General features: G+C 74.1%; 24 protein-coding genes. 19 read left to right on the top strand and 5 right to left on the bottom strand.

What is annotated here, in order from left to right:
* The first annotated feature begins 156 nt into the window (after nt 1–156).
* The 3 genes from LPA27_RS06345 to LPA27_RS06335 all read left to right on the top strand — a co-directional run bounded on the left by LPA27_RS06345 (nt 157) and on the right by LPA27_RS06335 (nt 4,755).
* Nucleotides 157–411 (top strand): WhiB family transcriptional regulator, encoded by a 255-nt coding sequence (locus LPA27_RS06345; protein WP_056863953.1) that lies wholly within the window; start codon nt 157–159, stop codon nt 409–411.
* A gap of 73 nt (nt 412–484) precedes the next feature.
* Entirely contained in the window at nt 485–3,385 is a 2,901-nt protein-coding gene (locus LPA27_RS06340; RefSeq protein ID WP_228941907.1) for a glycosyltransferase family 2 protein, read from the top strand.
* The gene (locus LPA27_RS06335; RefSeq protein ID WP_228941906.1) at nt 3,382–4,755 is read left to right on the top strand and encodes a DUF5719 family protein; all 1,374 of its coding nucleotides are present in this window, start codon (nt 3,382–3,384) and stop codon (nt 4,753–4,755) included. Before LPA27_RS06340 ends, LPA27_RS06335 begins: the two co-directional genes overlap by 4 nt.
* 20 nt (nt 4,756–4,775) lie before the next feature.
* Here the strand turns inward: LPA27_RS06335 and LPA27_RS06330 are convergent, their stop codons facing one another.
* Nucleotides 4,776–5,231: a metallopeptidase family protein gene (locus tag LPA27_RS06330; protein ID WP_056863956.1), complete on the bottom strand. Its 456-nt coding sequence runs from the start codon at nt 5,229–5,231 to the stop codon at nt 4,776–4,778.
* A 48-nt stretch (nt 5,232–5,279) separates the two neighbouring features.
* Between LPA27_RS06330 and LPA27_RS06325 the strand changes: the two genes are divergently transcribed.
* The 15 genes from LPA27_RS06325 (at nt 5,280) to secA (ending at nt 23,146) form a co-directional block, all read left to right on the top strand.
* On the top strand, nt 5,280–5,672 hold the full coding sequence (locus LPA27_RS06325) for a DUF3499 domain-containing protein (RefSeq protein WP_056863957.1): 393 nt from the start codon (nt 5,280–5,282) through the stop codon (nt 5,670–5,672).
* A 91-nt stretch (nt 5,673–5,763) separates the two neighbouring features.
* Nucleotides 5,764–7,158, top strand: coding sequence for a phosphomannomutase/phosphoglucomutase (locus LPA27_RS06320; RefSeq protein ID WP_056863958.1), 1,395 nt, complete (start codon nt 5,764–5,766; stop codon nt 7,156–7,158).
* Complete coding sequence (locus tag LPA27_RS06315) at nt 7,158–7,334, top strand: Trm112 family protein (protein ID WP_082500203.1); 177 nt, start codon at nt 7,158–7,160, stop codon at nt 7,332–7,334. Before LPA27_RS06320 ends, LPA27_RS06315 begins: the two co-directional genes overlap by 1 nt.
* Nucleotides 7,331–8,359 carry an SIS domain-containing protein gene (locus LPA27_RS06310; protein WP_228941905.1) on the top strand — a complete coding sequence of 343 codons (1,029 nt, stop codon included), beginning with the start codon at nt 7,331–7,333 and terminating at the stop codon, nt 8,357–8,359. Before LPA27_RS06315 ends, LPA27_RS06310 begins: the two co-directional genes overlap by 4 nt.
* A gap of 13 nt (nt 8,360–8,372) precedes the next feature.
* Nucleotides 8,373–9,479, top strand: coding sequence for an acyltransferase family protein (locus tag LPA27_RS06305; RefSeq protein WP_056863960.1), 1,107 nt, complete (start codon nt 8,373–8,375; stop codon nt 9,477–9,479).
* An 80-nt stretch (nt 9,480–9,559) separates the two neighbouring features.
* The gene (locus LPA27_RS06300) at nt 9,560–10,510 is read left to right on the top strand and encodes a DUF808 domain-containing protein (RefSeq protein WP_056863961.1); all 951 of its coding nucleotides are present in this window, start codon (nt 9,560–9,562) and stop codon (nt 10,508–10,510) included.
* Between the two features lie 105 nt (nt 10,511–10,615).
* A complete protein-coding gene (ahcY, locus tag LPA27_RS06295; RefSeq protein ID WP_056863962.1) occupies nt 10,616–12,076 on the top strand; it encodes an adenosylhomocysteinase in 1,461 nt (486 codons plus the stop codon).
* 64 nt (nt 12,077–12,140) lie between these two features.
* Nucleotides 12,141–12,854 carry an MtrAB system response regulator MtrA gene (mtrA, locus tag LPA27_RS06290; RefSeq protein WP_056863963.1) on the top strand — a complete coding sequence of 238 codons (714 nt, stop codon included), beginning with the start codon at nt 12,141–12,143 and terminating at the stop codon, nt 12,852–12,854.
* A 7-nt stretch (nt 12,855–12,861) separates the two neighbouring features.
* Nucleotides 12,862–14,499, top strand: coding sequence for an MtrAB system histidine kinase MtrB (mtrB, locus tag LPA27_RS06285; protein WP_228941904.1), 1,638 nt, complete (start codon nt 12,862–12,864; stop codon nt 14,497–14,499).
* A gap of 56 nt (nt 14,500–14,555) precedes the next feature.
* Nucleotides 14,556–16,328 (top strand): LpqB family beta-propeller domain-containing protein, encoded by a 1,773-nt coding sequence (locus tag LPA27_RS06280; RefSeq protein WP_228941903.1) that lies wholly within the window; start codon nt 14,556–14,558, stop codon nt 16,326–16,328.
* 79 nt (nt 16,329–16,407) lie between these two features.
* Nucleotides 16,408–17,199: a ComF family protein gene (locus tag LPA27_RS06275; protein WP_228941902.1), complete on the top strand. Its 792-nt coding sequence runs from the start codon at nt 16,408–16,410 to the stop codon at nt 17,197–17,199.
* Between the two features lie 428 nt (nt 17,200–17,627).
* Nucleotides 17,628–18,260, top strand: coding sequence for a ribosome hibernation-promoting factor, HPF/YfiA family (hpf, locus tag LPA27_RS06270; protein ID WP_228941901.1), 633 nt, complete (start codon nt 17,628–17,630; stop codon nt 18,258–18,260).
* Nucleotides 18,261–18,337: 77 nt separating this feature from the next.
* Nucleotides 18,338–19,018: a response regulator gene (locus tag LPA27_RS06265; protein ID WP_056863968.1), complete on the top strand. Its 681-nt coding sequence runs from the start codon at nt 18,338–18,340 to the stop codon at nt 19,016–19,018.
* 5 nt (nt 19,019–19,023) lie between these two features.
* Nucleotides 19,024–20,244: a winged helix-turn-helix domain-containing protein gene (locus LPA27_RS06260; protein ID WP_228941900.1), complete on the top strand. Its 1,221-nt coding sequence runs from the start codon at nt 19,024–19,026 to the stop codon at nt 20,242–20,244.
* Nucleotides 20,245–20,317: 73 nt separating this feature from the next.
* Entirely contained in the window at nt 20,318–23,146 is a 2,829-nt protein-coding gene (gene secA / locus LPA27_RS06255) for a preprotein translocase subunit SecA (protein WP_056863970.1), read from the top strand.
* A 26-nt stretch (nt 23,147–23,172) separates the two neighbouring features.
* Here secA and LPA27_RS06250 read toward each other — a convergent pair whose 3' ends face one another.
* Together LPA27_RS06250 and LPA27_RS06245 are read right to left on the bottom strand one after the other, a co-directional pair.
* A complete protein-coding gene (locus tag LPA27_RS06250) occupies nt 23,173–23,751 on the bottom strand; it encodes an Rv3235 family protein (protein WP_228941899.1) in 579 nt (192 codons plus the stop codon).
* 11 nt (nt 23,752–23,762) lie between these two features.
* Nucleotides 23,763–24,545 (bottom strand): LysM peptidoglycan-binding domain-containing protein, encoded by a 783-nt coding sequence (locus LPA27_RS06245; RefSeq protein ID WP_228941898.1) that lies wholly within the window; start codon nt 24,543–24,545, stop codon nt 23,763–23,765.
* Nucleotides 24,546–24,646: 101 nt separating this feature from the next.
* Here LPA27_RS06245 and LPA27_RS06240 point away from each other — a divergent pair, with 101 nt between their 5' ends.
* Nucleotides 24,647–25,180 (top strand): hypothetical protein, encoded by a 534-nt coding sequence (locus LPA27_RS06240; RefSeq protein WP_228941897.1) that lies wholly within the window; start codon nt 24,647–24,649, stop codon nt 25,178–25,180.
* 15 nt (nt 25,181–25,195) lie between these two features.
* Here the strand turns inward: LPA27_RS06240 and LPA27_RS06235 are convergent, their stop codons facing one another.
* On the bottom strand, nt 25,196–25,525 hold the full coding sequence (locus LPA27_RS06235) for a sec-independent translocase (protein ID WP_228941896.1): 330 nt from the start codon (nt 25,523–25,525) through the stop codon (nt 25,196–25,198).
* Nucleotides 25,526–25,528: 3 nt separating this feature from the next.
* The gene (locus tag LPA27_RS06230; RefSeq protein WP_056863974.1) at nt 25,529–26,692 is read right to left on the bottom strand and encodes an Mrp/NBP35 family ATP-binding protein; all 1,164 of its coding nucleotides are present in this window, start codon (nt 26,690–26,692) and stop codon (nt 25,529–25,531) included.
* Nucleotides 26,693–26,697: the final 5 nt, after the last annotated feature.

Genomic DNA, 26,697 nt, shown 5'->3' with positions numbered 1-26,697 from the left:
GGGCTTGACTTACGGTGCACGACAGGCATGTAATTCCCGCAGTGTTGTTCACGGTTCCACCTGGTTCCCGGCCCGGCCGCAGCCGCGGGCAGCACACCCCCACGAGCAACACCTCATGCATCACCAAAGCAATGCAGGGTCGAAAGGGCGAGCGCCGTGAGAGAACTCTTTCTCCTCGAATCCGACGCCGACGAGGCGGGCTGGCAGGAGCGTGCACTCTGTGCGCAGACCGACCCGGAGGCTTTCTTCCCCGAGAAGGGGGGATCGACCAGGGAGGCCAAGAAGGTGTGCCTCACCTGCGAGGTCCGAGACGACTGCCTCGAGTCGGCGTTGATGAACGACGAGCGCTTCGGCATCTGGGGCGGGCTCTCCGAGAGGGAGCGCCGCAAGCTGAAGAAGCGCGCAGTCTGAGTGCAGGCCCCGGTCCTCGACCGGGGCCGCTCTCATTTCGGCGTCCCCACCGCGGCGGTTAGGGTCTGCGGTCGTGCCCGCCTCGGAAAGCCCTGCCGTCGTCGCCCTCGTGGTCAGCCACGACGGAGCGCGCTGGCTGCCCGCGGTCGTCGACGGCGTGACGGGCCAGACCCGGCCCGTCGACCGCGTCGTCGCCGTCGACACGACCAGCCGCGACGACAGCGTGGCCCTGCTCGAGGCCGCCTGCGGGCCGGTCCACGTGGTGCCGGGCTCGACGTCCTACCCCGCCGCGGTGCGCGAGGGCCTCGCCCGGGTCGACGCCGGACCCCACGGCGCCCCCGGCACCGCCCCCGACGACTGGGTCTGGCTCCTCCACGACGACGCCAACCCCGACCCCGGCGCCCTCGAGGCCCTCCTCGCCGCGGCGGCCGAGCACCCCGAGGCCGCGGTGCTGGGCCCCAAGCTGCGCGAGTGGCCCTCGCTGCGACGCCTCCTGGAGGTCGGCGCGACGATCTCGGGCACGGGGCGCCGCGAGACCGGTCTCGAGCGCGGCGAGTACGACCAGGGCCAGCACGACCAGGTGCGCCGGGTGCTGGCCGTCAACACCGCGGGGATGCTCGTGCGCCGCTCGGTGCTCGACGAGGTGGGCGGCTTCGACGAGCACCTCCCGATCTTCGGCAACGACCTCGACTTCGGCTGGCGCGCCGCCGCCGCCGGCCACCACACGCTCGTCGTGCCCAGCGCCGTCGTCTTCCACGCCGAGGCCGCCCACCGGGGGCTGCGCCGCACGCCCCTGACCGGACGCCACACCCACTACCAGGAGCGGCGCGCCGCGCTGTGGACCCTGCTCGTCAACTCCGACCACCGGCTCTGGCCCCTGCAGGCGCTGCGCCTGGCCCTCGGCACGCTGCTGCGCGTCGTGGGGTTCCTGCTGGTGCGGGCGGTGGGCGAGGCCCTCGACGAGCTCGCCGCCCTGGTCAACATCGCCGCCCGGCCGCGGGCCGTGCTGGCCGCGCGTCGCGAGCGTCGTGAGGCCCGCACCGCCCCGTCGGAGGAGGTGCGCGGCCTCCTCGCGCCACGCTGGCTGCCCTACCGCCACGGCCTCGACGCCGTGTCCGACCTCCTCGCCGCCGCCACCGACCAGGCCGCCGACGTCGCCGAGCGGCGACGCGCCGCCGCGGCCGAGCTCGACCCGGCCTCCTTCGCCGCGCGGCGACCGGCCGAGGACGACGAGGACGCCCCCTACGCCGACACCGGTGTCGTCGCGCGCTTCGTCACCAACCCCGTCGCGGTCGTGCTGACCCTGGTCGTGCTCCTCGCCGTGGTGGGAGCGCGCGAGGCCTTCGGGTCGGTCGTGGGCGGCGCGCTCTCGCCGGTGCCCGACGCGGTCGGCTCGTGGTGGCGCCTGCACACCGAGTCGTGGCACGCCATCGGGCAGGGGACGGCCGTGCCCGCTCCGCCGTACGTCGCTCCGCTCGCGCTGCTGGGCGGCCTGCTGCTCGGCTCGCCCGCCGCGGCGCTGAGCGCGGTGCTGGTGCTGGCGGTGCCGGTGGCGCTGTGGGGCTCGTGGCGCTTCCTGCGTGTCGTGGGACGCCTGGTCTCGCCGCGCGGGATGCCGCGGTGGCTGCTGCTGTGGGGGTCGACGGTCTTCGCGCTCGTGCCCGTGGCCAGCGGGGCCTGGGGCGCCGGTCGCCTCGGGCCGGTCGTGGCCGCTTCGCTGCTGCCGTGGCTGGCCCACGCCGCCCTCGGGTTCGCCGACCCGGCGCCCGACCGCCGCTGGCGCGCGGCCTGGCGCAGCGGTCTGCTGCTGGCCCTCGTCACCGCCTTCGGTCCGGCGGCGTGGCTCTTCGCCGCCGTCCTGGGCGTGGTCGTGCTGCTGTGCGCCGCGCTCCTGCTCCGTGCGGTGGTGCGCGACCGCTCGGTCTGGGGCCCGCCGGTCACCGCCCTGCTCGTGCCGGTGGTGCTGCTCTCGCCGTGGTGGGTCGGCGCGCTGGGCGAGGGCGCGGGCGCCGGCCTGCTGCTCGAGCCGGGCCGCCTCCCGCACGCCGCGCTCGGGGGGCTCGACCTGCTGGCCGGACGGGTCAGCGACCTCGGCGCCCCGGTGGCGCTCGGGCTCGTGCCCGCCGTGCTGGCCGTGCTCGCGCTGGTGCCGCGCGCGACGCGGGTGCCGGTGCTGGTGTGCTGGCTGGCCGCCGCCGTCGCGGCCCTGCTCGCGCTGGGCCTCTCCTCGGTCTCGTTCGCCCTGGCGGCCACCTCGACGCCGGCCGGCCTCGGTGCGCTCGTCGTCCTGCTCCAGGGCGCTCTCGTCACCGCGACCGTCCTCGGGGCGATGGGTGCCTGGGAGTCGGCCAGGCGCGAGGCCCGGGGACTGCTGCGGGGCGGGGTCCTGGTCGGTGCCGCCCTGGCCGGGCTCGTGCCGCTGGCCACCCTCGGGTGGTTCGTGGCGGGGCCCGACGACGCCCTCGCCGACTCCGTCGACGACGACATCCCGGCCTACATGGTGCAGCGCGCCGAGCTCGGCCCCGAGCACGGCATCCTGGTGCTGCGCGGCGACGTGTCGCAGGGCCTCACCTACTCCGTCGTGCGCGGCGACGGCACCACCCTCGGCGAGGACGAGGTGCTGGCGCTCGGCGGGGGCGACGGCAGCCTGGCCGCCGACGTCCGCGAGCTGACCGCCCGCCCGACCCCTGCGGTCGTCGACGCCCTCGCCGGGGAGGGGATCGAGTACGTCGTGCTGCCCTCGCCCGCCGACGGCGACGTCGCCGCCGACCTCGACGCCACCGGCGGCCTGGTGCAGGCCAGCGCCGAGGACCGCTCGACCCGCGCCTGGCGCGTCGCCCGCGAGCTCGACCCCGCCGCCCTCGACGGGCCGCGCTCGTGGCTCCACGTCGCGCTCCTCGGCGTGCAGCTGCTCGGTGCGGTGGCGGTCGTGGTGCTCGGCGCACCCACCCGTGAGAGGAGGCGAGCGCGATGAGCGGTCGCAGGTCGGAGCAGGTCCGGGGGGGACGTCTGGCGCCCACCGTCGTCCTGGCGGTCGTGCTGCCGCTGCTGGTGCTGCTGTCCGCGCTCGCGGTGGGTGGTCCCGACGAGGTGGCCGCACCGGGGGCCCAGCCACCGTCGGAGGCCGCCCTGACGCGCAGCACCCTGGTGTGCCCGCGTGCCGCCGACGGCGGTCGGGTCGTGGTCGGCAGCGACGCCGGCGCCCCTGGCACGGTGGCCGCGGGCGAGGAGGAGGTCGAGGTCGGCGACGGGGTCACCGCCGGGCTCGACGACGACGGCAGCGTCGAGGTCACCGGCGAGGGCGAGAGGGCGCCCGGCCTGGTCGCCGGGCGCTCGGCCCGCGACGCGACGAGCGCGGTGGACTGCCCGCCGCCGTCCTCCGACCAGTGGTTCACCGGCGTGGGCGCCGGCGGGGCCCACACCTCCGTGCTCGAGCTGCACAACCCCGACGGCGGCCCGGCCGTCGCCGACGTCGCCGTCTACAGCCAGTCCGGCGCCCTCGACGCCGAGCGGCTGCGCGGCGTCGCGGTGGGGCCCGGACGCACGCTGCGCCTCGACCTCGCCGAGCTAGTCCCACGCCGCGAGGAGCTCACCCTGCGGGTCACGACCGACCGGGGCCGCATCGCCGCCACCGTCGTCGACTCCTTCGAGGAGCTCGGCGCAGCCGCGGCCTCCCGGGAGTGGCTGCCCTCGCAGGCCGAGCCCCGCACCGACAACCTGCTGCTCGGGGTGCCGGCCGGTGACGGTCGCCGCACCCTCGTGGTCGCCAACCCCGGTGACGACGCGGTCAGGGTGCAGGTGGGGATCGTGACCGCGCAGTCGGTGTTCGCCCCCGAGGAGCTGCCGGAGCTCGTCGTCGACCCCGGCAGCGTCAAGGTGGTCTCGCTCGGTGCCCTGCTGTCGTCGCCGGCGGCCGACGGCGCGCTGGGCCTGGCGGTCACCTCCTCCGCACCCGTCACCGCCACGCTGCGGTCCTCCGTCGACGGCGACCTCGCCGAGACGGTCGCCGGGCCGCTGGTCACGGGCGCCACCGCGGCCGTCGTGCCCCCGGGCCCCGGTGGGGCCGAGCTGGTCCTGGGCGGCGCCGCCACCGCCGGCGTGGTCGAGGTGGAGGCGTGGGACGCCGAGGGTCGACCGCTGCGCACCCGACGGACCGAGGTCGGCCCCGACCGCGGCACGAGCGTCGCGCTGCCTGACGGCGCCGTGCTGGTGCGGGTGGTGCCGTCACGTGCCGAGGTCGTCGCCTCCCTGCTGCGTGCCGGCCCCGACGGGTCGGTGGTGGTGCCGCTGCGCGACCTCGTGCGCAGCGCACTGGTCCCCGCCGTACGCCCCGGGCTCGGCTGAGGCGGACTGCGCGGCCGGCGTCAGTCGTCGAGGTCGGAGTACCTCGGGTCGACGTCCTCCGCCGCCATGCCCAGCAGGTCGGCGACCTGCTCCACCACGACGGTGAGCACGAGCGCCTCGAGCTCCGAGCGGGTCTCGGCGCGGTGCTCGATCGGCCTGCGGAAGACCACCAGACGGGCCGGCCGCCCGCCGCTGGCGGGCACGAGGGTCGAGAGCGGCACGGTCTCGCTCGTCCAGTCGTCGGGCACCTGGGGGGTGTCCTCGACGCCGTACTCGACCAGGCCGAGGCGGTCCTGCCAGCGCTCGTCGATCTCGCTGACGATGTCGACGACGAGCCGGTCGAAGCGCTCCCGCGCGGTGCGCACGGCGACCGTGCCGGGGCGCTGCGGCATCACCGCGGGACCGCGCATGCCGCGGCCCCGGCGGTCACGGCGACGCGGTCCGCCGCGGGTGGTCTCAGGCGTCGGGGGAGGCACGGGGCGAGCCTAATCCGATGCGCACCGGTGGCGGGGTAGCGTCACCGCGTGACCTCCGCCCGCCGCTGCTCCCGCACCGCGTGCGGCCGGCCCGCCGTCATGACCCTGACCTACGTCTACGCCGACCAGACCGCCGTCCTGGGCCCCCTGGCGACCTACGCCGAGCCGCACGCCTACGACCTCTGCGAGGCCCACAGCGAGCGCCTCTCGGCCCCGCGCGGGTGGGAGGTGCTGCGCCTGCAGCGCGACACCGTCGACCGCGGCCCGTCGAACGACGACCTGCTCGCGCTCGCCGACGCCGTGCGCGAGGCCGCCCGGCCGGCGCCGCGCCGCCCGGCCCCCGAGGTCGTCGGCGATCCCCGGCAGCAGACCTCCGAGTCGGGCTCCGGACGCGAGACCGGCCGCAAGGGTCACCTGCGCATGCTCACGACCGACCACTGAGCCCGGCCCACCGGCTCCGGGGCCGCTCGGTCGCCGTGGCCCGTGCTCGGCCCCTGCGCAGACCCACGGTCGCCACGACTAGGCTCCGGTCATGCCCTCGACCCTCGACGCCGCTTCGATCGCGGCCGTCTTCAAGGCCTACGACGTGCGCGGGACCGTGCCCGACCAGATCGACGAGGAGCTCGCCCGGGCGGTGGGGCGCGCGTTCGTGGAGGTCGTGGGGGCCACGACCGTCGTCGTCGGGCACGACATGCGACCGAGCTCGCCGGGCATGGCGGGCGCCTTCGCCGAAGGTGCGAGCGAGGCGGGCGCCGACGTCGTCCACATCGGGCTCGCCTCGACCGACCAGCTCTACTTCGCCTCGGGCCACCTCGGCCTGCCGGGCGTGATGTTCACGGCGAGCCACAACCCGGCCCAGTACAACGGGATGAAGCTCTGCCGTGCGCACGCCGCGCCCATCGGGCTGGACACCGGGCTCGCCGAGATCCGTGACCGGGTCCTCGCGCCCGACGGGCCGCTCACCGCCTCGACCGGCTCGATCAGCGAGCACGACGTGCTCGAGGCCTACGCCGCCCACCTGCTCTCGCTCGCCCCGGTCGGCACCGGTGGTCGGGGTCGCCCGCTGCGCGTGGTCGCCGACGCCGGCAACGGCATGGCCGGCCACACCGCGCCCGCAGTCTTTGAGCGCCTCGGCGCCGACGTCGTCGACCTGGTGCCGATGTACTTCGAGCTCGACGGCACCTTCCCCCACCACGAGGCCAACCCGATCGACGCGGAGAACCTGCGCGACCTCCAGGCCCGGGTGCTCGCCGAGGGCGCCGACGTCGGGCTGGCCTTCGACGGCGACGCCGACCGCTGCTTCCTCGTCGACGAGCGCGGCGTGCCCGTGCCGCCCTCGGCGGTCACCGCCCTCATCGCCGCCCGCGAGCTGGCCAAGGAGCCGGGCGCGACGGTCATCCACAACCTCATCACCAGCCGGGCGGTGCCCGAGCTGGTCACGCGCCTGGGCGGCACGCCGGTGCGCACCCGCGTCGGCCACTCCTTCATCAAGGCCACGATGGCCGAGACCGACGCGGTCTTCGGCGGCGAGCACAGCGGCCACTTCTACTTCCGCGACTTCTGGCGGGCCGACTCGGGCATGCTGGCCGCCCTGCACGTGCTCGCCGCGCTGGCGGAGACCGACCAGCCGCTGTCGAGCCTGCTGGCCGACTACGACCCCTATCCCGTCAGCGGCGAGATCAACTCCACCGTCGCCGACCCCGTGGCCGTCATGGCCACCGTCGAGGCGGCGTACGCCGAGCGACCCGGGGTCACCGTCGACCGGCTCGACGGGCTGAGCGTGACCCATGCCGACTGGACCTTCAACGTGAGGCCGTCCAACACCGAACCGCTCCTCCGGCTCAACGCCGAGGGCAGGGACGAGGAGACCATGAGCACCATCCGCGACGAGGTCCTGGGCCTGATCCGTGGGGGAGGGGCGCTCTGATGGCGCTCGACCCCTCGCTGCTGGCGATCATCGTGTGCCCCGCCTGCCGCTCCGACCTGACCGAGACCCCCGCCGCCGCGGGGGCCGTCGAGCTGGTCTGCCAGGGCTGCGGGCTGGCCTACCCGGTGCGCGACGACATCCCCGTGCTGCTCGTCGACGAGGCCCGCACGCCGTGAGCTGGTTCGACGAGTCCCGGCTCGACGACGCGGCCGCCCTCTCGACCGCCGACCTGCGCCTGCGCGGGCTGGCGGAGTCGGGCGCGCGCGTGCGCCGCGAGGCGGGCGAGGCCGCCCCCGCCCTCGACGAGGCGGTCGTGCGCAGCCAGGAGTTCTCCCGCCCGCGCGCCGTCATCGCCGCCGGCCCCGACTCCCGGCTCCTGCGCGCCGTGCTGGAGCCGTGGTGCCCGGTGCCGTTCGTGGCGTGGGCCGGCCCGTCGCTGCCCGGCTGGGCGGGCAGCCTCGACCTCGTGGTCGTGCTGGCGCCCGACGGAGGCGACCCCGGCACCAAGTCGGCCCTGGCCGAGGCCGTGCGCCGCGGCTGCCAGGTCGTCGTGGCCTGCGCGCCCGGCTCGAGCGTGGCCGAGCACGCCGCCGGCCGCTACAGCACCATCCTCCCGACCGCGACCACCGACCAGCTGGCCATCGCGGTGGTCATGCTCACCTACCTCGACCGCGTGGGCCTGGGCCCGCGGGCCGACGCCGACAGCGTCGCGGAGGCGCTCGACGCGGTGGCGATCGCCTGCTCGCCGCACCGCGACATCGCGGTCAACCCCGCCAAGATGCTGGCCATCGCGCTGGCCGACGCCAACCCGGTCGTGTGGGGCGGCTCGGTGCTCGCCGCCCGCGCGGCGCGCCGGCTCGCGGAGTCGCTGCGACGCGCCACGGGGCGCAACGCCCTGGCCGGCGACGTCGAGCAGCTGCTGCCCGTGCTCGAGGCGGCGCGCCCGCGCGACGTCTTCGTCGACCCCTTCGCCGACGGTGGCGGCGACCTGCGCCCGATCCTCATCGTGCTCGACGACGGCAGCGACGACCCGCTGGTGGGCGAGCAGCGCGGCCGGCTGACGGCGGCCGCCGACGCCCGCGGCGTACGGGTGGAGACGGTCACCACCGAGGCCACCACCGAGGTCGCGCGCTACGCCTCGCTGCTGCTCTCGGGCAGCTACGCCGCGCAGTACGTCAGCCTCGGCCTGGTCGACGACTGACCGAGGCGGCCGCATGACTGGACGGGCGACCACCCGCGACCCCTGGTTCGACAACGCCAAGATGGCGCTGGTGACCCTGGTCGTGCTCGGCCACTCCTGGGTGCTGCTGCCCGAGAGCGGGCTGCGCGACCACCTCTACGACTTCCTCTACGCCTGGCACGTGCCCGCCTTCGTGTTCGTGACGGGCTACCTCTCGCGCTCCTTCACGTGGAGCCGGCGCCGGCTGTGGCAGCTGGTGCGCACCGTGGCGGTGCCGTACGTGCTCTTCGAGTGCGCCCTGGCGCTCTTCCGCATCCACGTCGGGGGCGAGGAGCTGGAGAACCTGTTCCGCGACCCGCACTGGCCGATGTGGTACCTCTCGGCGCTCTTCTTCTGGCGCCTGCTGACCCCGGTGTTCACCGCGCTGCCGGCCGCGGCGGCGATCGCCGTCGCGGTCCTGACCAGCCTGGCCGCGGGGCTGTGGGCGGGCGACACCCTCGACATGGCCCGCGTGCTGGGGCTGCTGCCCTTCTTCGTGCTCGGGCTCGCCGCGACCCCGCAGCGGCTCGAGCGGCTCCGCGCGCCGTGGCTGCGGCCGGTGGCCGTCGTGGCCTTCGTCGCGGCCTGGGTGCTGACCACCTGGACCGACACCTGGGCCTCCACGGAGTGGTACTACTACCGCGCGCTCTACGGCGAGCTCGACGTCAGCGACACCCGGGCCTTCCTCACGCGCTCGGTGCTCCTGGTCAGCGGCACGGTGCTGGCCTGGTCGTTCCTCGCGCTGGTCCCGCGGCGCGGCGGGTGGTTCACACGCATGGGCGCCTGGACCCTCGTGGTCTACCTCTTCCACGGCTTCGCCGTGAAGGGCGCCGAGTACGCCGGCTACACGACGTGGACCGCCGACCACCCGTGGCTCGGCCTGGTGCTGACCTCGGCGCTGGCCGTGGCGCTGGCGCTGCTGCTCGCCTCCCCGCGGGTCGCGCCGGTGCTGGGCCACCTGGTCGACCCGTTCGGCTTCGCCGAGAAGCGCGTCGACCACGCCGCCGACGTCGCGGTGGCCTCGCAGGAGGCGGAGGTCATCGCCGGCGCCGTCGCCGACGCGGCGGCCGACGCGGCCCGGGAGGCCCGGCCGCGACGCTAGGGTGAGCGCGTGCCGAGCCATCGACCCGCCCCCGCCGCCGCCGCGCCCCGTGCGGCCCGTCAGACCGACGAGCCGCGCCGATGAGCGGCGGGCTGTTCGCGCTGCTCGACGACGTCGCCGCGCTGGCCAAGCTGGCCGCCGCCTCGGTCGACGACGTCGGCGCCGCCGCGGGGCGTGCGAGCGTGAAGGCCGCCGGCGTGGTGGTCGACGACACGGCGGTGACCCCGCAGTACGTGCAGGGCGTCGCGGCGCAGCGCGAGCTGCCGATCATCCGCAAGATCGCGATCGGCTCGCTGCGCAACAAGCTGCTCATCATCCTGCCGGCGGCGCTGCTGCTCTCGCAGTTCCTGCCCTGGGTGCTCACGCCCGTCCTCATGCTGGGCGGTGCGTTCCTCTGCTACGAGGGCGCGGAGAAGGTCTGGGAGAAGCTGAGCGGTCACGGCGGCGCCCACGGGGCCGACCCGGCCGCCTCGGGCTCGCCGGAGGAGCTGGAGCGGACGATGGTCGCCGGGGCCATCCGCACCGACCTGATCCTCTCGGCCGAGATCATGGTCATCTCGCTCAACGAGGTCGCCGAGGAGGCCTTCGTCTCCCGCGCGCTCATCCTCGTGGTGGTGGCCATCGGGATCACGGTGCTGGTCTACGGCGTGGTCGCGCTGATCGTGAAGACCGACGACGTCGGGCTGAGCCTCACCCAGCGCTCCTCGGCCCTCGCGCAGAAGGTCGGCCGCGCCCTGGTGGCCGGCATGCCCAAGCTGCTCACCGTGATCTCGGTCGTCGGCACCGCGGCGATGCTGTGGGTCGGCGGCCACATCCTGCTCGTCGGTGTCGACGAGCTCGGCTGGCACGCGCCCTACGACCTGGTGCACCACCTGGAGGAGGGCGCCCACGACGCGCTGGCCGCCGTCGGCGCCGTCGCGGGCTGGCTGGTCAACACCCTGGCCTCGGCCCTGGTGGGGCTGCTGGTGGGCGCCGTGGTCGTGGCGGTGCTCCACGTGGTGCCGGTCAAGCGGCTGCTCGGGAATTCCTGAAACTTCTCGGCCCCGCCTACCCTGGCAGGGTCCGCGTGGGAGATCCCGACGATGCGCAGATGCGCGACGCAGACCTGGCTCCACCCCTCCTGAGGAGACACACCGATGGACTTCAAGGTCGCCGACCTTTCCCTGGCCGACTACGGCCGCACCGAGATCCAGCTGGCCGAGCACGAGATGCCCGGCCTCATGGCGATGCGCGAGCGCTACGGCGACGCCAAGCCGCTGGCGGGTGCCCGCATCACCGGCTCGCTGCACATGACCATCCAGACCGCGGTGCTCATCGAGACCCTCACCGCGCTCGGTGCCGAGGTCCGCTGGGCCTCCTGCAACATCTTCTCCACCCAGGACCACGCCGCGGCCGCCGTCGCGGTGGGCCCGCACGGCACGCCGGAGGACCCCCAGGGCGTCCCGGTCTACGCGTGGAAGGGCGAGACGCTCGAGGAGTACTGGTGGTGCACGCAGCAGGTGCTGCAGTGGCCCGCCGGTGCCGACGGCCAGCCCCGCTTCGCCAACATGATCCTCGACGACGGCGGCGACGCCACCCTGCTGGTGCACCTCGGGGTCGACGCCGAGAAGAGGGGCGAGGCGCCCGACCCGGCCTCGGCCACCAGCCACGAGCAGCGGATCATCTTCGAGGCGCTCAACGCCAGCCTCGCCGAGAGCACCGACCGCTGGACCCAGATCGCCGGCGAGATCAAGGGCGTCACCGAGGAGACCACCACCGGTGTGCTGCGCCTCTACGACATGATGCGCGAGGGCTCGCTGCTCTTCCCGGCCATCAACGTCAACGACTCGGTGACCAAGTCGAAGTTCGACAACAAGTACGGCTGCCGCCACAGCCTCGTCGACGGCATCAACCGCGCCACCGACGTCCTCATCGGCGGCAAGGTCGCGGTCGTGTGCGGCTACGGCGACGTCGGCAAGGGCTCCGCGGAGTCGCTGCGCGGCCAGGGCGCCCGCGTCATCGTGACCGAGATCGACCCGATCTGCGCGCTGCAGGCCGCCATGGACGGCTACCAGGTCGCGACCCTCGACGACGTGGTCGACACCGCCGACATCATCATCACCGCGACCGGCAACAAGGACGTCGTGACGGTCGAGCAGATGCAGCGGATGAAGCACAACGCGATCCTCGGCAACATCGGCCACTTCGACAACGAGATCGACATGGCCGGCCTGGAGTCCTTCGAGGGCATCGTGCGCAAGAACGTCAAGCCGCAGGTCGACGTGTGGACCTTCCCGGCCGCGGGCGAGCGCGACGAGCACGCCATCATCGTGCTCTCCGAGGGGCGCCTGATGAACCTCGGCAACGCCACCGGCCACCCGAGCTTCGTCATGTCGAACTCCTTCACCAACCAGGTGCTGGCCCAGATCGAGCTCTACACCAAGCCCGTGGAGTACCCCACCGGGGTCTACGTGCTGCCCAAGCACCTCGACGAGGAGGTGGCCCGCCTGCACCTCGACGCCCTCGGCGTGCGGCTGACCACCCTCAGCGACAAGCAGGCGGCCTACCTCGGCGTCGACGTCGCCGGTCCCTACAAGTCGGAGCAGTACCGCTACTGAGCAGGAGCGGGCGGGCCGGCACCACGCCGGCCCGCCCGCGCCCGTCAGGGTGCAGGATGGAGCCATGAGCCAGGCAGCGAGCCCGAGCGACTACACCACCAAGGGGCGGGTCCTCGTCGTCGACGACGACGCGTCGCTGGCGGAGATGCTCACCATCGTGCTGCGCCAGGAGGGCTTCGACAGCCGCATGTGCACCCGCGGCGACCTGGCCGTGGAGCAGTTCCGCGACTACCGCCCCGACCTCGTGCTGCTCGACCTGATGCTGCCCGGCAAGGACGGCATCGACGTGTGCAAGGAGATCCGCGCCGAGTCCGGCGTGCCGATCGTCATGCTCACCGCGAAGGGCGACACCGTCGACGTCGTCGTCGGGCTCGAGTCGGGCGCCGACGACTACGTCGTCAAGCCCTTCAAGCCCAAGGAGCTCATCGCCCGGATCCGGGCGCGGGTGCGTCGCTTCGACGCCACCTCCCAGGCCGAGACCCTCGACATCGGCGACCTGTCCATCGACGTCGCCGGCCACGCCGTCACCCGCGGCGGTGCGCCCATCAGCCTCACGCCGCTCGAGTTCGACCTGCTGGTCTGCCTGGCCCGCAAGCCCTGGCAGGTCTTCACCCGCGAGGTGCTGCTCGAGCAGGTCTGGGGCTACCGCCACGCCGCGGACACCCGGCTGGTCAACGTGCACGTGCAGCGGCTGCGCTCCAAGGTCGAGCACGACCCGGAGAACCCCGAGATCGTCGTGACCGTGCGGGGTGTCGGCTACAAGGCCGGCACGGCCTAGGGCCGACGTGGCGTCCTCCTGGCCCCGCCTGCCGGCGGCCTCTCGCCTGCCGGTCGGGCTGCGCCACGCGCTCACCTTCTGGCGCCGCTCCATCCAGGCCCGCGTGGTGGTCAGCACGGTCCTGCTCTCGGCCGCCGTGGTCGGCGTCGTCGGGTGGTTCCTGCTGCAGCAGACCCGCGACGGGCTCCTGGAGAACCGTGTCGACGCCGTGCTCGCCGAGGTCGGCAGCGAGACCGGCGAGGCCGACGAGCGGCTGCAGGCCGCCATCAACCTCAACCTCGACGCCGTCGGCCAGCAGCGCGACCTGGTGCAGCCGATCATCTCGCGCGGCGAGACCCGCGGCTTCGCGGTGGTGCTGGCGGGTCCGGTCGGCGCCGACCCGACGGGCGCGGGCGCGACGTACACCCCCTGGCTCGACCGCGACAGCGTGCCCGACTCGCTGGTGCGGCACTTCGCGACCTCCTCCAGCATCGCGTGGACCTACACCGAGCTCACCCGCCTCGACGAGCGCGGCGAGGCGGTGTCGAGCGAGCCGGGGGTCGTGGTGGGCTCGCAAGTGCGGCTGCCGGCCGACGGTGAGACCTACACCCTCTACTTCCTCTTCCCGCTCAGCGAGGAGGAGGACACCCTGGCGCTGGTCACCCGCGCCCTGCTCACCGCGGGCGCGCTGCTGCTGGTGCTGGTCGCCGGCGTCACCTGGCTGGTGACCCGGCAGGTCGTCACCCCGATCCGGCTCGCACGGCGCGTGGCCGAGCGGCTCGCCGCGGGTCGCCTCCAGGAGCGCCTGCGCGTCACCGGGGAGGACGACCTGGCGCGGCTGGCCACGTCGTTCAACCAGATGGCCTCCAACCTGCAGCGCCAGATCCGCCAGCTCGAGGAGCTCAGCCGCGTGCAGCGCCGCTTCGTCTCCGACGTCTCCCACGAGCTGCGCACGCCGCTCACCACGGTGCGCATGGCCGGCGACGTGCTCCACGACGCCCGCGCGGACTTCGACCCCGTCACCGGTCGCGCCGCCGAGCTGCTCCAGACCGAGCTCGACCGCTTCGAGACCCTCCTGGTCGACCTGCTCGAGATCAGCCGCTTCGACGCCGGCGCGGCGGTGCTCGACCTCGACGACGTCAACCTCGTCGACGTCGCCCACCGCGTGGTGGAGGCCACCCGCCCCCTCGCCGCCCAGCGCGACGTCGCGCTGCTCGTCGAGGCCCCCGACCACCCCTGCCTCGCCGAGGCCGACGTACGCCGGGTCGAGCGCATCGTCCGCAACCTGGTCACCAACGCCATCGACCACGCCGGCGCGCGCCACCCGGGCGGGCCGGTCGAGGTGGTCGTGCGCGTCGCCGCCGACGACCACGCCGCCGCCGTCGCGGTGCGCGACCACGGCGTGGGCCTGGCGCCGGGGGAGTCGGCCATGGTCTTCAACCGCTTCTGGCGTGCCGACCCCGCCCGCGCGCGCACCAGCGGCGGCACCGGCCTGGGGCTGTCGATCTCGCTGGAGGACACCCACCTGCACGGCGGCTGGCTCCAGGCCTGGGGCCGCCCGGGGGAGGGGGCGCACTTCCGCCTCACCCTGCCCCGTCACGCCGGCGCGTCCCTGCGCCGCAGCCCCATCGTGCTCATCCCCGACGACGCCGTGGAGACGGTGTGACCCGCCCAGTGACCCGCCTAGTGAACCGCCTAGTGAACCGCCCGGTGAACCGCCCGGTGAACCGCCCGGTGAACCGCCCGGTGACCAGCCGGGCGCGCGCGCTCCTCGCCGTGCTCGCGCTGCTGCTCGTCGGCCCGCTGGCCATCGCCTGCGTCGGGCTGCCCGACGAGGGCCCGGTCGTCGAGGCCGGCACGGGGTCGAGCACCTCCGACGAGGGCGCCGCCCCGGCGATCGACCCGCCCGCCCCGCAGCCGGGCATGTCGGCGGCCGAGGTGGTGGAGGGCTTCCTCGCGGCCATGCAGGCCAGCCCCATCGACACCGCCACGGCCTCGGAGTACCTCACCCGCGAGGCCGCCGCGGCCTGGAACCCCCAGCAGGCGACCATCACCTACGACGACCGCCAGCTGCCCCAGGGCAGCACCCGCGTCGTGGTCGCGCTCACCGGCGCCGCCGAGCTCGACGCCCGCGGCGCCTGGCAGGGCCGGCTCTCGGCCGCGCGCTCCCAGCTGGCCTTCACCGTGCGCGTCGAGGACGGCGACCTGCGCATCAGCGACCCGCCCGACGCGCTCGTGGTGCCCGACAGCTGGTTCGACCAGCGCTTCCGCCAGGTCTCGCTCTACTTCGTCGACCCGCTGGCGGAGATCCTGGTGCCCGAGCCCGTCTACGCCCCCGTCGACGACACCTTCGCCAGCTCCCTGGTCGAGGGCCTGGTCGAGGGCCCCGGCCGCGGCGCGTCGGGGGTGAGCAGCACCTTCCTGCCCCCGGGCCTGGAGGTCGACCTGTCGGTGCCGGTCTCCGAGGACGGCGTGGCGCAGGTGTCGCTCACCGGTCCCGCGACCCCGCCGACCTCCGAGCGCGAGACCGAGCTGCTGCTGGCCCAGCTGGCCTGGACCCTGCGCCAGGACCCCCGCATCGAGGCGGTGCAGCTCAGCGTCAACGGCCAGCCCGTGCGGCTGCCCGGCGGCGACGGCCGCTTCAGCGTCACCGAGGGGGCGCTCTACTCCCCGGTCGGCTTCCAGTCCAGCTCGCTGCTCTACGGCCTGCGCGACGGCCTGCTCGTCTCCGGCGGCCCCGACACGCTCGCGCCGGTCGACGGCCCGCTGGGCTCGCGGGCCGTGGGCGTGTCGAGCGTGGCGGTCAACCTCACCGCCACCACCGTGGCCGGCGTCGTCGACGGCGGCACCTCGCTGGTCACCGCGCCGGTGCGCGGCTCGGGCAAGGTGGTGCGCGTCGTCCCGGGCGCCACCGACCTGCTCGCCCCCGCCTGGGACCACAGCGACCGGCTCTGGCTGGTCGACCGTGGCGCCGACGGCGCCGAGGTCTCCGTGCTCGTGGGCGAGCGCCGCCGCAGCGTCACCGTGCCGGGCGTGAGCGGCTCCGACGTACGCCGCTTCCTCGTCTCGCGCGACGCCAGCCGCGTCGTGGCGGTCGTGCGCGGCCCGCAGCGCGACCGGCTGCTGGTCTCGCGGGTGCGCTACGACGACCGCGGCCAGGTGCTGCGGGTGACCCGACCGGTCCAGCTGCGTCCCGACGAGGGCAGCCGGGGCCGCATCGTCGACGTCGCCTGGCGCAGCCCGACCAGCGTGGCGGTGATGCAGCGGCTGGGCCCGGAGACCACCCGCGTCGGGGCCGTCGGCGTCGACGGGTCGCCCCCGGGGCCCGAGGGGCTGTCGGTGACCCTCGGACGCGCGTCGGGGCTGGCCGGGTCGCCGGTGACCGGGGAGGTCCTCTACGCCCTCACCCCCGACGGGCTGGTCGACCTGACCGGCCTGCCGACCGCGGCCCGTCCGCTGGCCGACGGGGTCGGCTCGCTGGCCTACGTCGGCTAGCCCGGCGCGACCCGCGGGTCCTCCACAGGCCGGCCCGGCCGCGCTTGCCCGCCGCCCTCGCGGCTGGTGCGATCGTGGGGTGCTGCTGCGCGACGCCGTCACCGACCTGCTGCTGGGCAGCAGCTGCGTGGGCTGCGCGCGCCCGGGGCGGCTGCTGTGCGCGCCCTGCGGCGCGACCCTGCCCACCGCGGCCGCGGTGACCTGGCCCGACCCGGTGCCGCCCGGGCTGGTGACCCCCTGGGCGTGCGCCGCCTACGCCGACCTGCTGCGCGAGCTCGTGCTCGGGCACAAGGAGCGCGGGCTGCTCTCGCTGCGCGCCCCGCTGGGGCGGCTGCTCGCGCGGTCTGCGGCCGCCGCCCTGGGGTCCGGCCCCGGTGCGTCCGACGCTGCGGACGCGGTGGTCGTGCTCGTGCCGGTGCCCTCGCGCCCCGCCAGCGTGCGGGCCCGCGGGCACGACCCCACGCTGGCCATGGTGCGCGTGGCCGCGGCCGCCCTGCGCGGCGGGGGAGCGCGGGTCGAGGTGGCACCCCTGCTGCGCACCCGCCCCGGCCTGGTCGACCAGGCCGGCCTCGGGGCCGCCGAGCGGGCGGCCAACCTCGCCGGGTCGCTGACCTGCCCCACGCCGGGGCTGCGCCGCCTCGGCGTACGCGTGGGGGCGCGCCGGGTGCGCGTCGTGCTGTGCGACGACGTGCTCACCACGGGCGTCACCGCGCGGGAGGCGCAGCGGGCGCTGGAGGCCGTCGGCCTCGGCGTGGCCGCGGTGGCGACCGTCGCCGCGACCCGCCGCCGGGCTCCGGCTCCTCGGGGCCGATCCGAAGAGTTTGCTGAACTCGACCGATCGTCCCTTTCGTCGGGTCCCGGCCTCCCCTAGTGTCTCGTCATGGAGTCCGCCCGGGTCCGTGGTTGCGTCGCAAGGACGCTCCGGTCAGCCCGGACGCGTCAGCGGCAAGCCGATGCCAGTCGCAGGCGAAACGGTCCACGTAAGTCGTCGTCCGGGGGTCCGCCCCCGGCGCGGCGACGAGCACGGTGCGGCTTAGTCGTAAGTCCTGCCTCGTCCCGGCCGTCAGATGCGGCCGTCGGCGGGAGAAGGTCGGTAGTGGCAGAGAAGCTGCGGGAGCCTCAGCAGGCGAGTGTGGGGTCGAAGACCAGGTCGGCCGGGCGGACTCCATCCCTGGGGCGAGAGCCCGTCTCGCGCACCGGGGCCCGCGGGCCCCGGGCGTCCGCCTGCCCCCAGGAGGGCGTGCCCAGGAGCTGAGCAACACCAACGGCGCGCCCCCGGGCGCGCACAAGGAGGTTCACATGGAAGTTGTGGTCACCGGACGTCACTGCGAGATCAAGGAGGGTTTCCGGAGTCACGTCTCCGAGAAGCTCGCCCGGCTCGAGAAGCACGACCACCGGATCATGCGGGTCCACGTGGAGGTGGACTGCGAGCCCAACCCCCGGCAGCACGACCGGGCCGTCCACGTCGAGCTCACCGCCTTCTCCAAGGGCCCCGTCATCCGCGCCGAGGCCGCGGCCGACGACAAGATGGGTGCCCTCGACCTCGCCCTCGACAAGATGGCCGCCCAGATGCGCCGCGCCGCCGACCGGCGCCGGGTGCACCGCGGCCGCCGCACCCCGGTCTCGGTGGGTCAGGCCCTCGCCGACGTCACCGAGCCCGAGACCCTCGCCCCCGACGACGAGGCCGTGCAGGAGCGGCAGGTCGGCCCGATCACCGTCACCGGCGACGGACCGCTCGTCGTGCGCGAGAAGACCCACCCGGCCAGCCCGATGACCCTCGACCAGGCGCTCTACGAGATGGAGCTCGTGGGGCACGACTTCTACCTCTACGTCGACAAGGACAGCGAGCGGCCCGCGGTCGTCTACCGCCGTCGCGGCTACGACTACGGCGTCATCTCCCTCGATCTCGGGAAGGACCTCGGCCAGGACTGAGGTCCGCCCGCCCCGAGCACCCGACCACCTGGTCCGTCCGGGCCCCGCGAGGGGCCCGGACGTGCCATGATGCGCTCGTGCCAGACCCCACCCCAGCCCCCCGTGAGGACGTCCGGGTCATCGTCGTCGACGACCAGGAGCTCTTCCGCCGGGGCCTGACCATGCTCCTCGCGATCGAGGACGGCATCGAGGTGGTCGGCGAGGCCGGCGACGGCGTCGAGGGCACCACGGTCGCCTCGACCGTCGCGCCCGACGTCGTGCTGCTCGACGTGAGGATGCCCAAGCGCTCGGGCATCGAGGCCTGCCTGGCCATCAAGGAGGCCGTGCCGTCGGCCAAGATCATCATGCTCACGGTCTCCGACGAGGAGGCCGACCTCTACGAGGCGGTCAAGAGCGGCGCCTCGGGCTACCTGCTCAAGGACTCCTCCATCGAGGAGGTCGCCCAGGCCGTCCGGGTCGTGGCCGACGGTCAGTCCCTCATCTCCCCGTCGATGGCGGTCAAGCTGATCGACGAGTTCAAGCAGATGTCGCGCCCCGAGCGCGAGCACGTGCCGGGCCTTCGCCTGACCGAGCGCGAGCTCGAGGTGCTCCGGCTCGTGGCCAAGGGCATGAACAACCGCGAGATCGCCCGCAACCTGTTCATCTCCGAGAACACGGTGAAGAACCACGTGCGCAACATCTTGGAGAAGCTCCAGCTGCACTCGCGCATGGAGGCGGTCATGTACGCCGTGCGCGAGAAGCTCCTCGACCTGCCCTGAGGCCGGTGACCGACTCGCTGTCGCGGGCCCAGGCCCGCCGGATCGCGCTGGCCGCGCAGGGCTTCCTCGACCCGCGGCCCGCCGTGCCGACCATGCGCACCTTCCAGCGCACCCTGCAGCGCACGGGCGTGCTTCAGGTCGACTCGGTCAACGTGCTCCAGCGCGCCCACTACATGCCGCTGTGGTCACGCATGGGCGCCTACGACACCGACCTGCTGCGCCGTGCCTCCGAGCAGCGCCCGCGCCGGGTCGTGGAGTACTGGGCCCACGTGCAGGCCCTCATGCCGGTCGAGCTGTGGCCGCACATGGCCCACCGTCGTGCGCACTACCGCGCCCGGCGCGGCAAGTGGAGCGTGCTGGAGGAGAACCCCGGCCTCGAGGCCGACGTGCTGGCGCGGCTGGCCGCCCACGGCGCCGCCACCGCCCGTCAGGTGGCCGGCTGGCGCGGCGACGCCGGCCCGGAGAGCCGCGACCACTGGGGGTGGAACTGGTCCTCGACCCGGAGGGTCCTGGACTACCTGTTCACCACCGGTGAGGTCGCCATCGCCGGGCGCACCCGGCAGTTCGAGGTGCTCTACGACCTGCCGGAGCGGGTGCTGCCGCCGGAGGTCCTCGCGCTGCCGACGCCGCCCGTGGCCGAGCAGCACCTCGAGCTGGTGCGCCGCGCCGCGCGCTCCCACGGCGTGGCGACCCAGCGCTGCCTGATCGACTACTACCGGATGCACGTCGACCAGGTGCGCCCCGCGGTCGAGACGCTCGTCGACAGCGGCGAGCTGCTCCCCGTCGCCGTGGAGGGCTGGGCGCGCCCGGCGTACCTGCACGTCGGCGCGCGGCGGCCCCGTGCGGTGCGGGCCCGCGCGCTGCTGAGCCCCTTCGACCCGCTGGTGTGGGAGCGCGAGCGCACCGAGCGGCTCTTCGACTTCCACTACCGCATCGAGATCTACGTGCCCGCGCACCTGCGGCGCCACGGCTACTACGTGCTCCCCTTCCTGCTCGGCGACGAGATCGTCGCGCGGGTCGACCTCAAGGCCGACCGCCGCGCAGCCGGGGGAGCGGGGCTGCTCCGGGTGCCCGCGGCGTGGGCCGAGCCCGGCGCCCCGGAGGAGACCGCCGCCGAGCTCGCGGCCGAGCTGCGCGCGCTGGCCGGCTGGCTCGGTCTGGCCGACGTCGTCGTGGGCGAGCTCGGGGACCTCGCGGGTGAGCTGCGCTCGGCCCTGGCCGGTTAGGGACGAGCCACCCCCCTGGGTAAGGTGGATCCGCCTGTGACTACCGCTAGGCCCCAGCTAGGAGTGAACCCCGGTGCCCGTGATCCTCGACAAGCTCCTTCGCATCGGCGAGGGCAAGATCCTCCGACAGCTCGAGGCGGTCGCGAAGGCGGTCAACGCCATCGAGGAGGACTTCGAGGCGATGAGCGACGCCGAGCTCCAGCACATGACCGTGGAGCTCAAGGAGCGCCTCGCCGCGGGGGAGACGCTCGACGACATCATGCCCGAGGCCTTCGCCACGGTCCGCGAGGCCTCGCGCCGCGTCACCGGCATGCGCCCCTTCGACGTGCAGGTCATGGGCGCCGCGGCGCTGCACCTGGGCAACATCGCCGAGATGAAGACCGGCGAGGGCAAGACGCTGGTGGCGGTGCTCCCGTCGTACCTCAACGCGCTGGCCGGCAAGGGCGTGCACGTGGTCACGGTCAACGACTACCTGGCCAAGTACCAGTCCGACCAGATGGGTCGCATCCACCACTTCCTGGGCCTGACCACCGGCGTGATCCTCCCCGACATGCGCCCCGCGCAGCGGCGCGAGGCCTACGCCTGCGACATCACCTACGGCACCAACAACGAGCTCGGCTTCGACTACCTGCGCGACAACATGGCCTCCTCCATCGAGGACTGCGTGCAGCGCGGCCACTTCTTCGCCGTGGTCGACGAGGTCGACTCGATCCTCATCGACGAGGCCCGCACCCCGCTCATCATCAGCGGCCCCACCCAGGACGAGGTGAAGTGGTACGGCGAGTTCGCCAAGATCACCCGCCGCCTCGAGCGCGACGTCGACTACGAGGTCGACGAGAAGAAGCGCACCATCTCGGTCCTGGAGCCGGGCATCACCAAGGTCGAGGACCACCTCGGCATCGAGAACCTCTACGAGTCGGCCAACACCCCGCTGATCTCGTTCCTCAACAACTCCATCAAGGCCAAGGAGCTGTTCCACAACGACAAGGAGTACGTCGTCATGAACGGCGAGGTGCTCATCGTCGACGAGCACACCGGCCGCATGCTCGCGGGGCGCCGCTACAACGACGGTCTGCACCAGGCGATCGAGGCCAAGGAGGGCGTCCAGGTCCGCGAGGAGTACCAGACGCTGGCCACCGTCACCCTGCAGAACTACTTCCGCCTCTACGAGAAGCTCTCCGGCATGACCGGCACGGCCATGACCGAGGCCTCCGAGTTCGACAAGATCTACAAGCTCGGCGTGGTCCCGATCCCGACCAACCGCCCCATGGCGCGCATCGACCAGGGCGACCTGGTCTACCGCACCGAGGAGGCCAAGTACGACGCCGTCGCCGACGACATCCGCGAGCGGCACGAGAAGGGCCAGCCGGTCCTGATCGGCACGGTGTCGGTCGAGAAGTCCGAGCACCTGTCCAAGAAGCTGACCAAGCTGGGCATCGCCCACTCGGTGCTCAACGCGAAGGTCCACGCCGACGAGGCCAAGATCGTCGCGCTGGCCGGTCACAAGGGCGCCGTCACGGTCGCCACCAACATGGCCGGGCGAGGCACCGACATCATGCTCGGCGGCTCGGTGGAGTTCCTCGCCGACGAGGCGCTGCGCAAGCAGGGCCTCGAGCCCACCGGCGAGACCGCGCAGGAGTACGACGCCGCCTGGCCCGGCACCGTGGAGCGCATCCGCGAGCAGGTCAAGGCCGAGCACGACGAGGTCAAGGAGCTCGGCGGCCTCTACGTCGTCGGCACCGAGCGCCACGAGTCGCGCCGCATCGACAACCAGCTGCGCGGTCGCTCCGGTCGCCAGGGCGACCCGGGGGAGTCGCGGTTCTACCTCTCCCTCGAGGACGAACTGATGCGGCTGTTCAAGTCCGAGTGGGTCGACCGGGTGCTGCAGGTGCTGCGGATCCCCGACGACGTGCCGATCGAGAACAAGCGCGTCACCGGCGCCATCGCCAACGCCCAGGGCCAGGTCGAGTCGCAGAACTTCGAGTCCCGCAAGAACGTCCTCAAGTACGACGACGTCATGGACCGCCAGCGCCAGGTCATCTACGGCGAGCGTCGCGAGGTCCTCGAGGGCGCCGACCTCGCCGAGCAGGTGCGCACCTTCCTCGACGACGTGGTCACCGGCTACGTCACCGGCGCCACGCAGGACTTCTCCGAGCAGTGGGACCTCGAGCAGCTGTGGACCGACCTCGGCCAGATCTGGCCGGTGGGCGTCACCATCGCCGACCTCGAGCAGCAGGCCGGCAGCCGCGAGGACATCGACCGCGACGACCTCGTCACCGCGCTCAAGGCCGACGCGCACGCCGCCTACGACGAGCGCGAGGCCCAGGTCGGCAGCGAGGTCATGCGCGAGCTCGAGCGGCGGGTGCTGCTCTCGGTGCTCGACCGCAAGTGGCGCGAGCACCTCTACGAGATGGACTACCTGCGCGAGGGCATCTACCTGCGCGCCTACTCCCAGCGCGACCCGCTCGTGGAGTACCAGCGCGAGGGCTTCGACATGTTCGCCGCGATGATGGACGGCATCAAGGAGGAGGCCGTCGGCTTCCTGTTCAACCTCGAGGTCACCGTCGAGGAGGAGCCGGCGGCCCCCGTGCTCGGCGTGGCCGAGGGCCTGCGCTCGCCCGTGACCGCCGGCGCCCCGGCGCAGGAGGAGTCCGAGGCCGAGGCCGCCGCGCGGCCGCACATCCGGGCCAAGGGCCTGGAGCCCACGACGCCGCAGCGACTGGCGTACTCCGCGCCGGCCGAGGACGGCGAGGCCGAGGTCGTCAGCGGGCCCGCGGGCGACGACGAGTTCGCCGGCACCGGGCGCAACGCCAAGTGCCCCTGCGGCTCGGGCAAGAAGTTCAAGCAGTGCCACGGCGCGGAGGGTGGGCCCACGGGCCTGACCACCCGGGTCAACGGCTGAGCCGGCCCGGCCCGTGCGGGCCGGGCTCAGGCGAACTCCAGGGCCGTGCAGGTCCAGCGGCCGCGGCGCTCCTCGAAGCGCGCCGCGACCGCGCGGGAGCGCGCGCCGTACCGCACGTGGGCGCTGACCTCCATCACCCCGGGCCGCACGTTGCTGGCGTGCACGCTGCGCACCTGGGGACGCACGGGCTGGACCCGTGCCACCCCGGGCTGGTGGTCCCCGGCGCGCGCCACGAGCAGCGCGCGGCGCGCGAGGTCGAGGTAGACCTGACGGTCGGTCCAGCACAGCAGCTGGGAGACCGGTCGGTCGCCGCCCACGATCTCCACCACCGCCTGGACGTAGCGCCACGCCCAGCGCTCGGCCTCCCGGCGGGCGCGCTGGTCGATGCGGTGGACCGACGCGGGCGAGGCGGTGGCGGGTCGGGTGCTCCGCGGCGCGGTGGGCGGCAGGTCGTCGGGGGCCAGGTCGAGGGCGAGGGTGCCCTGCACGGCCTCCACCGGCACGGGGGCGCGTAGCGGCACGACAGTGCTGTGACGGGTGCTGGGCCGGCTGCTGGGTCGGCTGCTGGGCCGGCTGCTGGTGCTGCGGGCGACGGATCCGGTCATGGCGGTGCTCCTCACTGACCCGGCGTCGGGCCGGGGCTCGTCGGGGGTGCGGGCAGCACGAGGCGCTGGCCCGGGTGGATGAGGTCGGGGTCGGGCCCGACCACGCTGCGGTTGGCCTCGTGGACCCGGGGCCAGGCGGCGGCGACGGCGGCGGGCGTGGCCGGTCGGCCCGCCCGCTCCAGCGCCGAGGCGGTGAGGGTCCAGAGGCTGTCACCGGGGGAGACGGTCGTGGACGCCGGCGCGGTGCCGCCGAGGCGGGCCGCGAGCGTGCCGACCGCCCGCTCGGGCAGGGGCAGCCCGGTGAGCAGACGCTCGTCGGCGGGGCCGCGGCCCGGTGCGGTCTGGGCGGTCTGGGGGGACTGCGCGGTCTGGGCGGACTGGGCGGACTGGGCCTGGCCCTGGCGCCCGGGCACGTCGGCGCCCGGTGCGGCCGTGGCGGGCACGAGCGTGCCGGCGGCGGTCGTGCCCGCCAGGGCGAGCCCGCACGCCGCGAGCACCCAGCGGCGGGCCACGTCGGGCACGCCGCGGGTGCGGTGCCCGGCCCGCCCGCGCAGCACGTCGGTGACCACGGCCGTGGTCGCGAGGAGCGCCCACCAGCCGCATCCCAGCAGCGCCAGGCTGCAGCCGGCCACGAGCAGGTCCTCGAAGCCCCGGTCGGCCCAGACGGCGGGCCGCACCACACCGGACAGCAGACCGGGCAGCAGACCGGGCAGCAGGGCTGCGGTGAGCGCCACGGTGGTGGCGGCCACCAGGGCCCACACCACGGTGCAGCGGACGATCGACGACGAGGACATCCCGAGAGACCTTTGCGTTTGCGTCTGTTTGCATCATTTGACGTCGATTGCGTGGTCTAGTCAACCGTCGCTCCACAGACGGGTGGGGCAGGATCTGCCTCGTGTCCTGGGAGGAGCAGCTCTTCGCGGTGCTCGACGACCTCGAGCAGCAGGCGGAGGCGGCCTACGACGCCGAGCGGGTCGTGGAGCTGGCCGACCGTGCCCGGGCGGAGTACCAGCAGGTGACGCTGGCCAGCCGACTCATGGCCTCGGTGGGACTGCCGGTGGCGCTGGAGGTGCGCGGGGTCGGAGCGGTCACCGGGGTGCTCGAGCGGGTGGCGGCGGACTGGGTGGTGGTCGGCGGCGCGGCCCAGGACTGGGTGGTGCTCACCCGGGCCGTCGACGTCGTGCGCGGTGCCTCGGCGCGCTCGGTGCCCGAGGTGGCCTGGTCGCCCGTCTCACGGCTCGGCCTCGGCTCGCCGCTGCGCCGACTGGCCGACGCGCGCGAGCGCTGCCTGTTGCACCTGGTCGACGGAGCCCGGCACGAGGGCGTGCTCCAGCGGGTCGGGTCGGACTTCGCCGAGGTCCTCACCGGGGTCGACCGGACGGCGCTGGTGTCCTTCGCCGCGCTGGCGGCGGTCCAGAGCCGCGACTGACGCGGGCGGGCCCGCCTAGGTGGCGTCGATGTCGTACGGCGGGAGCTCGCCGTCGGCGAGGGGCCGGAGGCCGGGCCGCTTGGGCCGCTTCTCCTCCTGCTCGGCCTCCTCCATCGCCTCCATGATGTGCTTGCGCACGATCGCGCGCGGGTCGAGGTCGCGCAGCTCGAGGTCGGAGAACTCGGGGCCGAGCTCGTCGCGGAGCTCGTCACGCGCGGAGTTGGCGAACTCCTTGGCCTTGCGCACCATCTGCCCGGCCTGCTTGGCCAGGTCGGGGAGACGGTCGGGGCCGAAGACGAGGATCGCGACCAGCGCGATGACGGCCAGCTCGGCGAATCCAGGCACGGACTAGAACTTAGCGGTCGGGGTCAGGCCGAGCTGCATGCCGGCCAGTCCGCGACCGCGACCGGCCAGGCGGGTCGCCACCGCGGTGAGGACCTCCGCGGCCGGGGCGGTCGGGTCGGCGTCGACGATCGGCTTGCCGACGTCGCCGCCCTCGCGCAGCGAGACGTCGAGGGGGATCCGGCCCAGGACGGGCACGTCGTAGCCGAACCGCGACGACAGGGTCTCGGCGACCCGGGCGCCCCCGCCGGAGCCGAAGATCTCCAGCCGGTGCTCGGTGCCCTCCGCGGCGCAGTGCGGGCAGGGCAGGAAGCTCATGTTCTCGACCACGCCGACGACGCGCTGGTGCATCATCGAGGCCATGGTGCCCGCGCGCTCGGCGACCTCGGCCGCGGCCTCCTGCGGGGTCGTCACGACGACCACCTCGGCCCCGGGCAGGTGCTGGCCCAGCGAGATGGCCACGTCGCCGGTGCCGGGCGGCAGGTCGAGCAGGAGCACGTCGAGGTCGCCCCAGTAGACGTCGGCGAGCATCTGCACCAGGGCCCGGTCGAGCATGGGTCCGCGCCAGGCCACGACCTGGTCGCGGCGCGGCTTGAGCATGCCGATGGAGATCACCGACACCCCCGACGAGGTCGGCACCGGCATGATCAGGTCGTCGACCTGGGTGGGGCGGGAGTCGGCGACGCCGAGCATCGCCGGCACGGAGTGGCCATAGATGTCGGCGTCGACCACGCCGACCTTGAGGCCCTGCTTGGCCATGGCGAGCGCGAGGTTGACGGTGACCGACGACTTGCCGACCCCGCCCTTGCCCGAGGCGATCGCGAAGACCTTGGTGAGCGAGCCGGGCTGGGCGAAGGGGATCTCGCGCTGGGCCTTGCCGTCGCTGAGGATCTCCTTCAGGCCGGCGCGCTGCTCCGCGGTCATCACCCCGAGGGTCAGGTCGACGCCCGAGATGCCGGGCACCTTCGTGACGGCGGCCGTCACGTCGCGGTTGATGGTGTCCTTGAGCGGGCAGCCGGCGACGGTGAGCAGCACCGTGATGCTGGCCAGACCCGTGTCGTCGACCGCCACCGAGTCGACCATGCCGAGGTCGGTGATCGGGCGCTTGATCTCGGGGTCGTTGACCGTGGCGAGCGCGGCGTTGACCTGGTCGACGAGGGAGGTGCTCATGATCC

Source organism: Nocardioides sp. Leaf374 (assembly GCF_916862475.1).
GTDB classification, from domain to species: domain Bacteria; phylum Actinomycetota; class Actinomycetes; order Propionibacteriales; family Nocardioidaceae; genus Nocardioides; species Nocardioides kribbensis.
The sequence above is the reverse complement of the archived record's forward strand: the minus strand, read 5'-3'. Positions and strand labels throughout refer to the sequence as shown.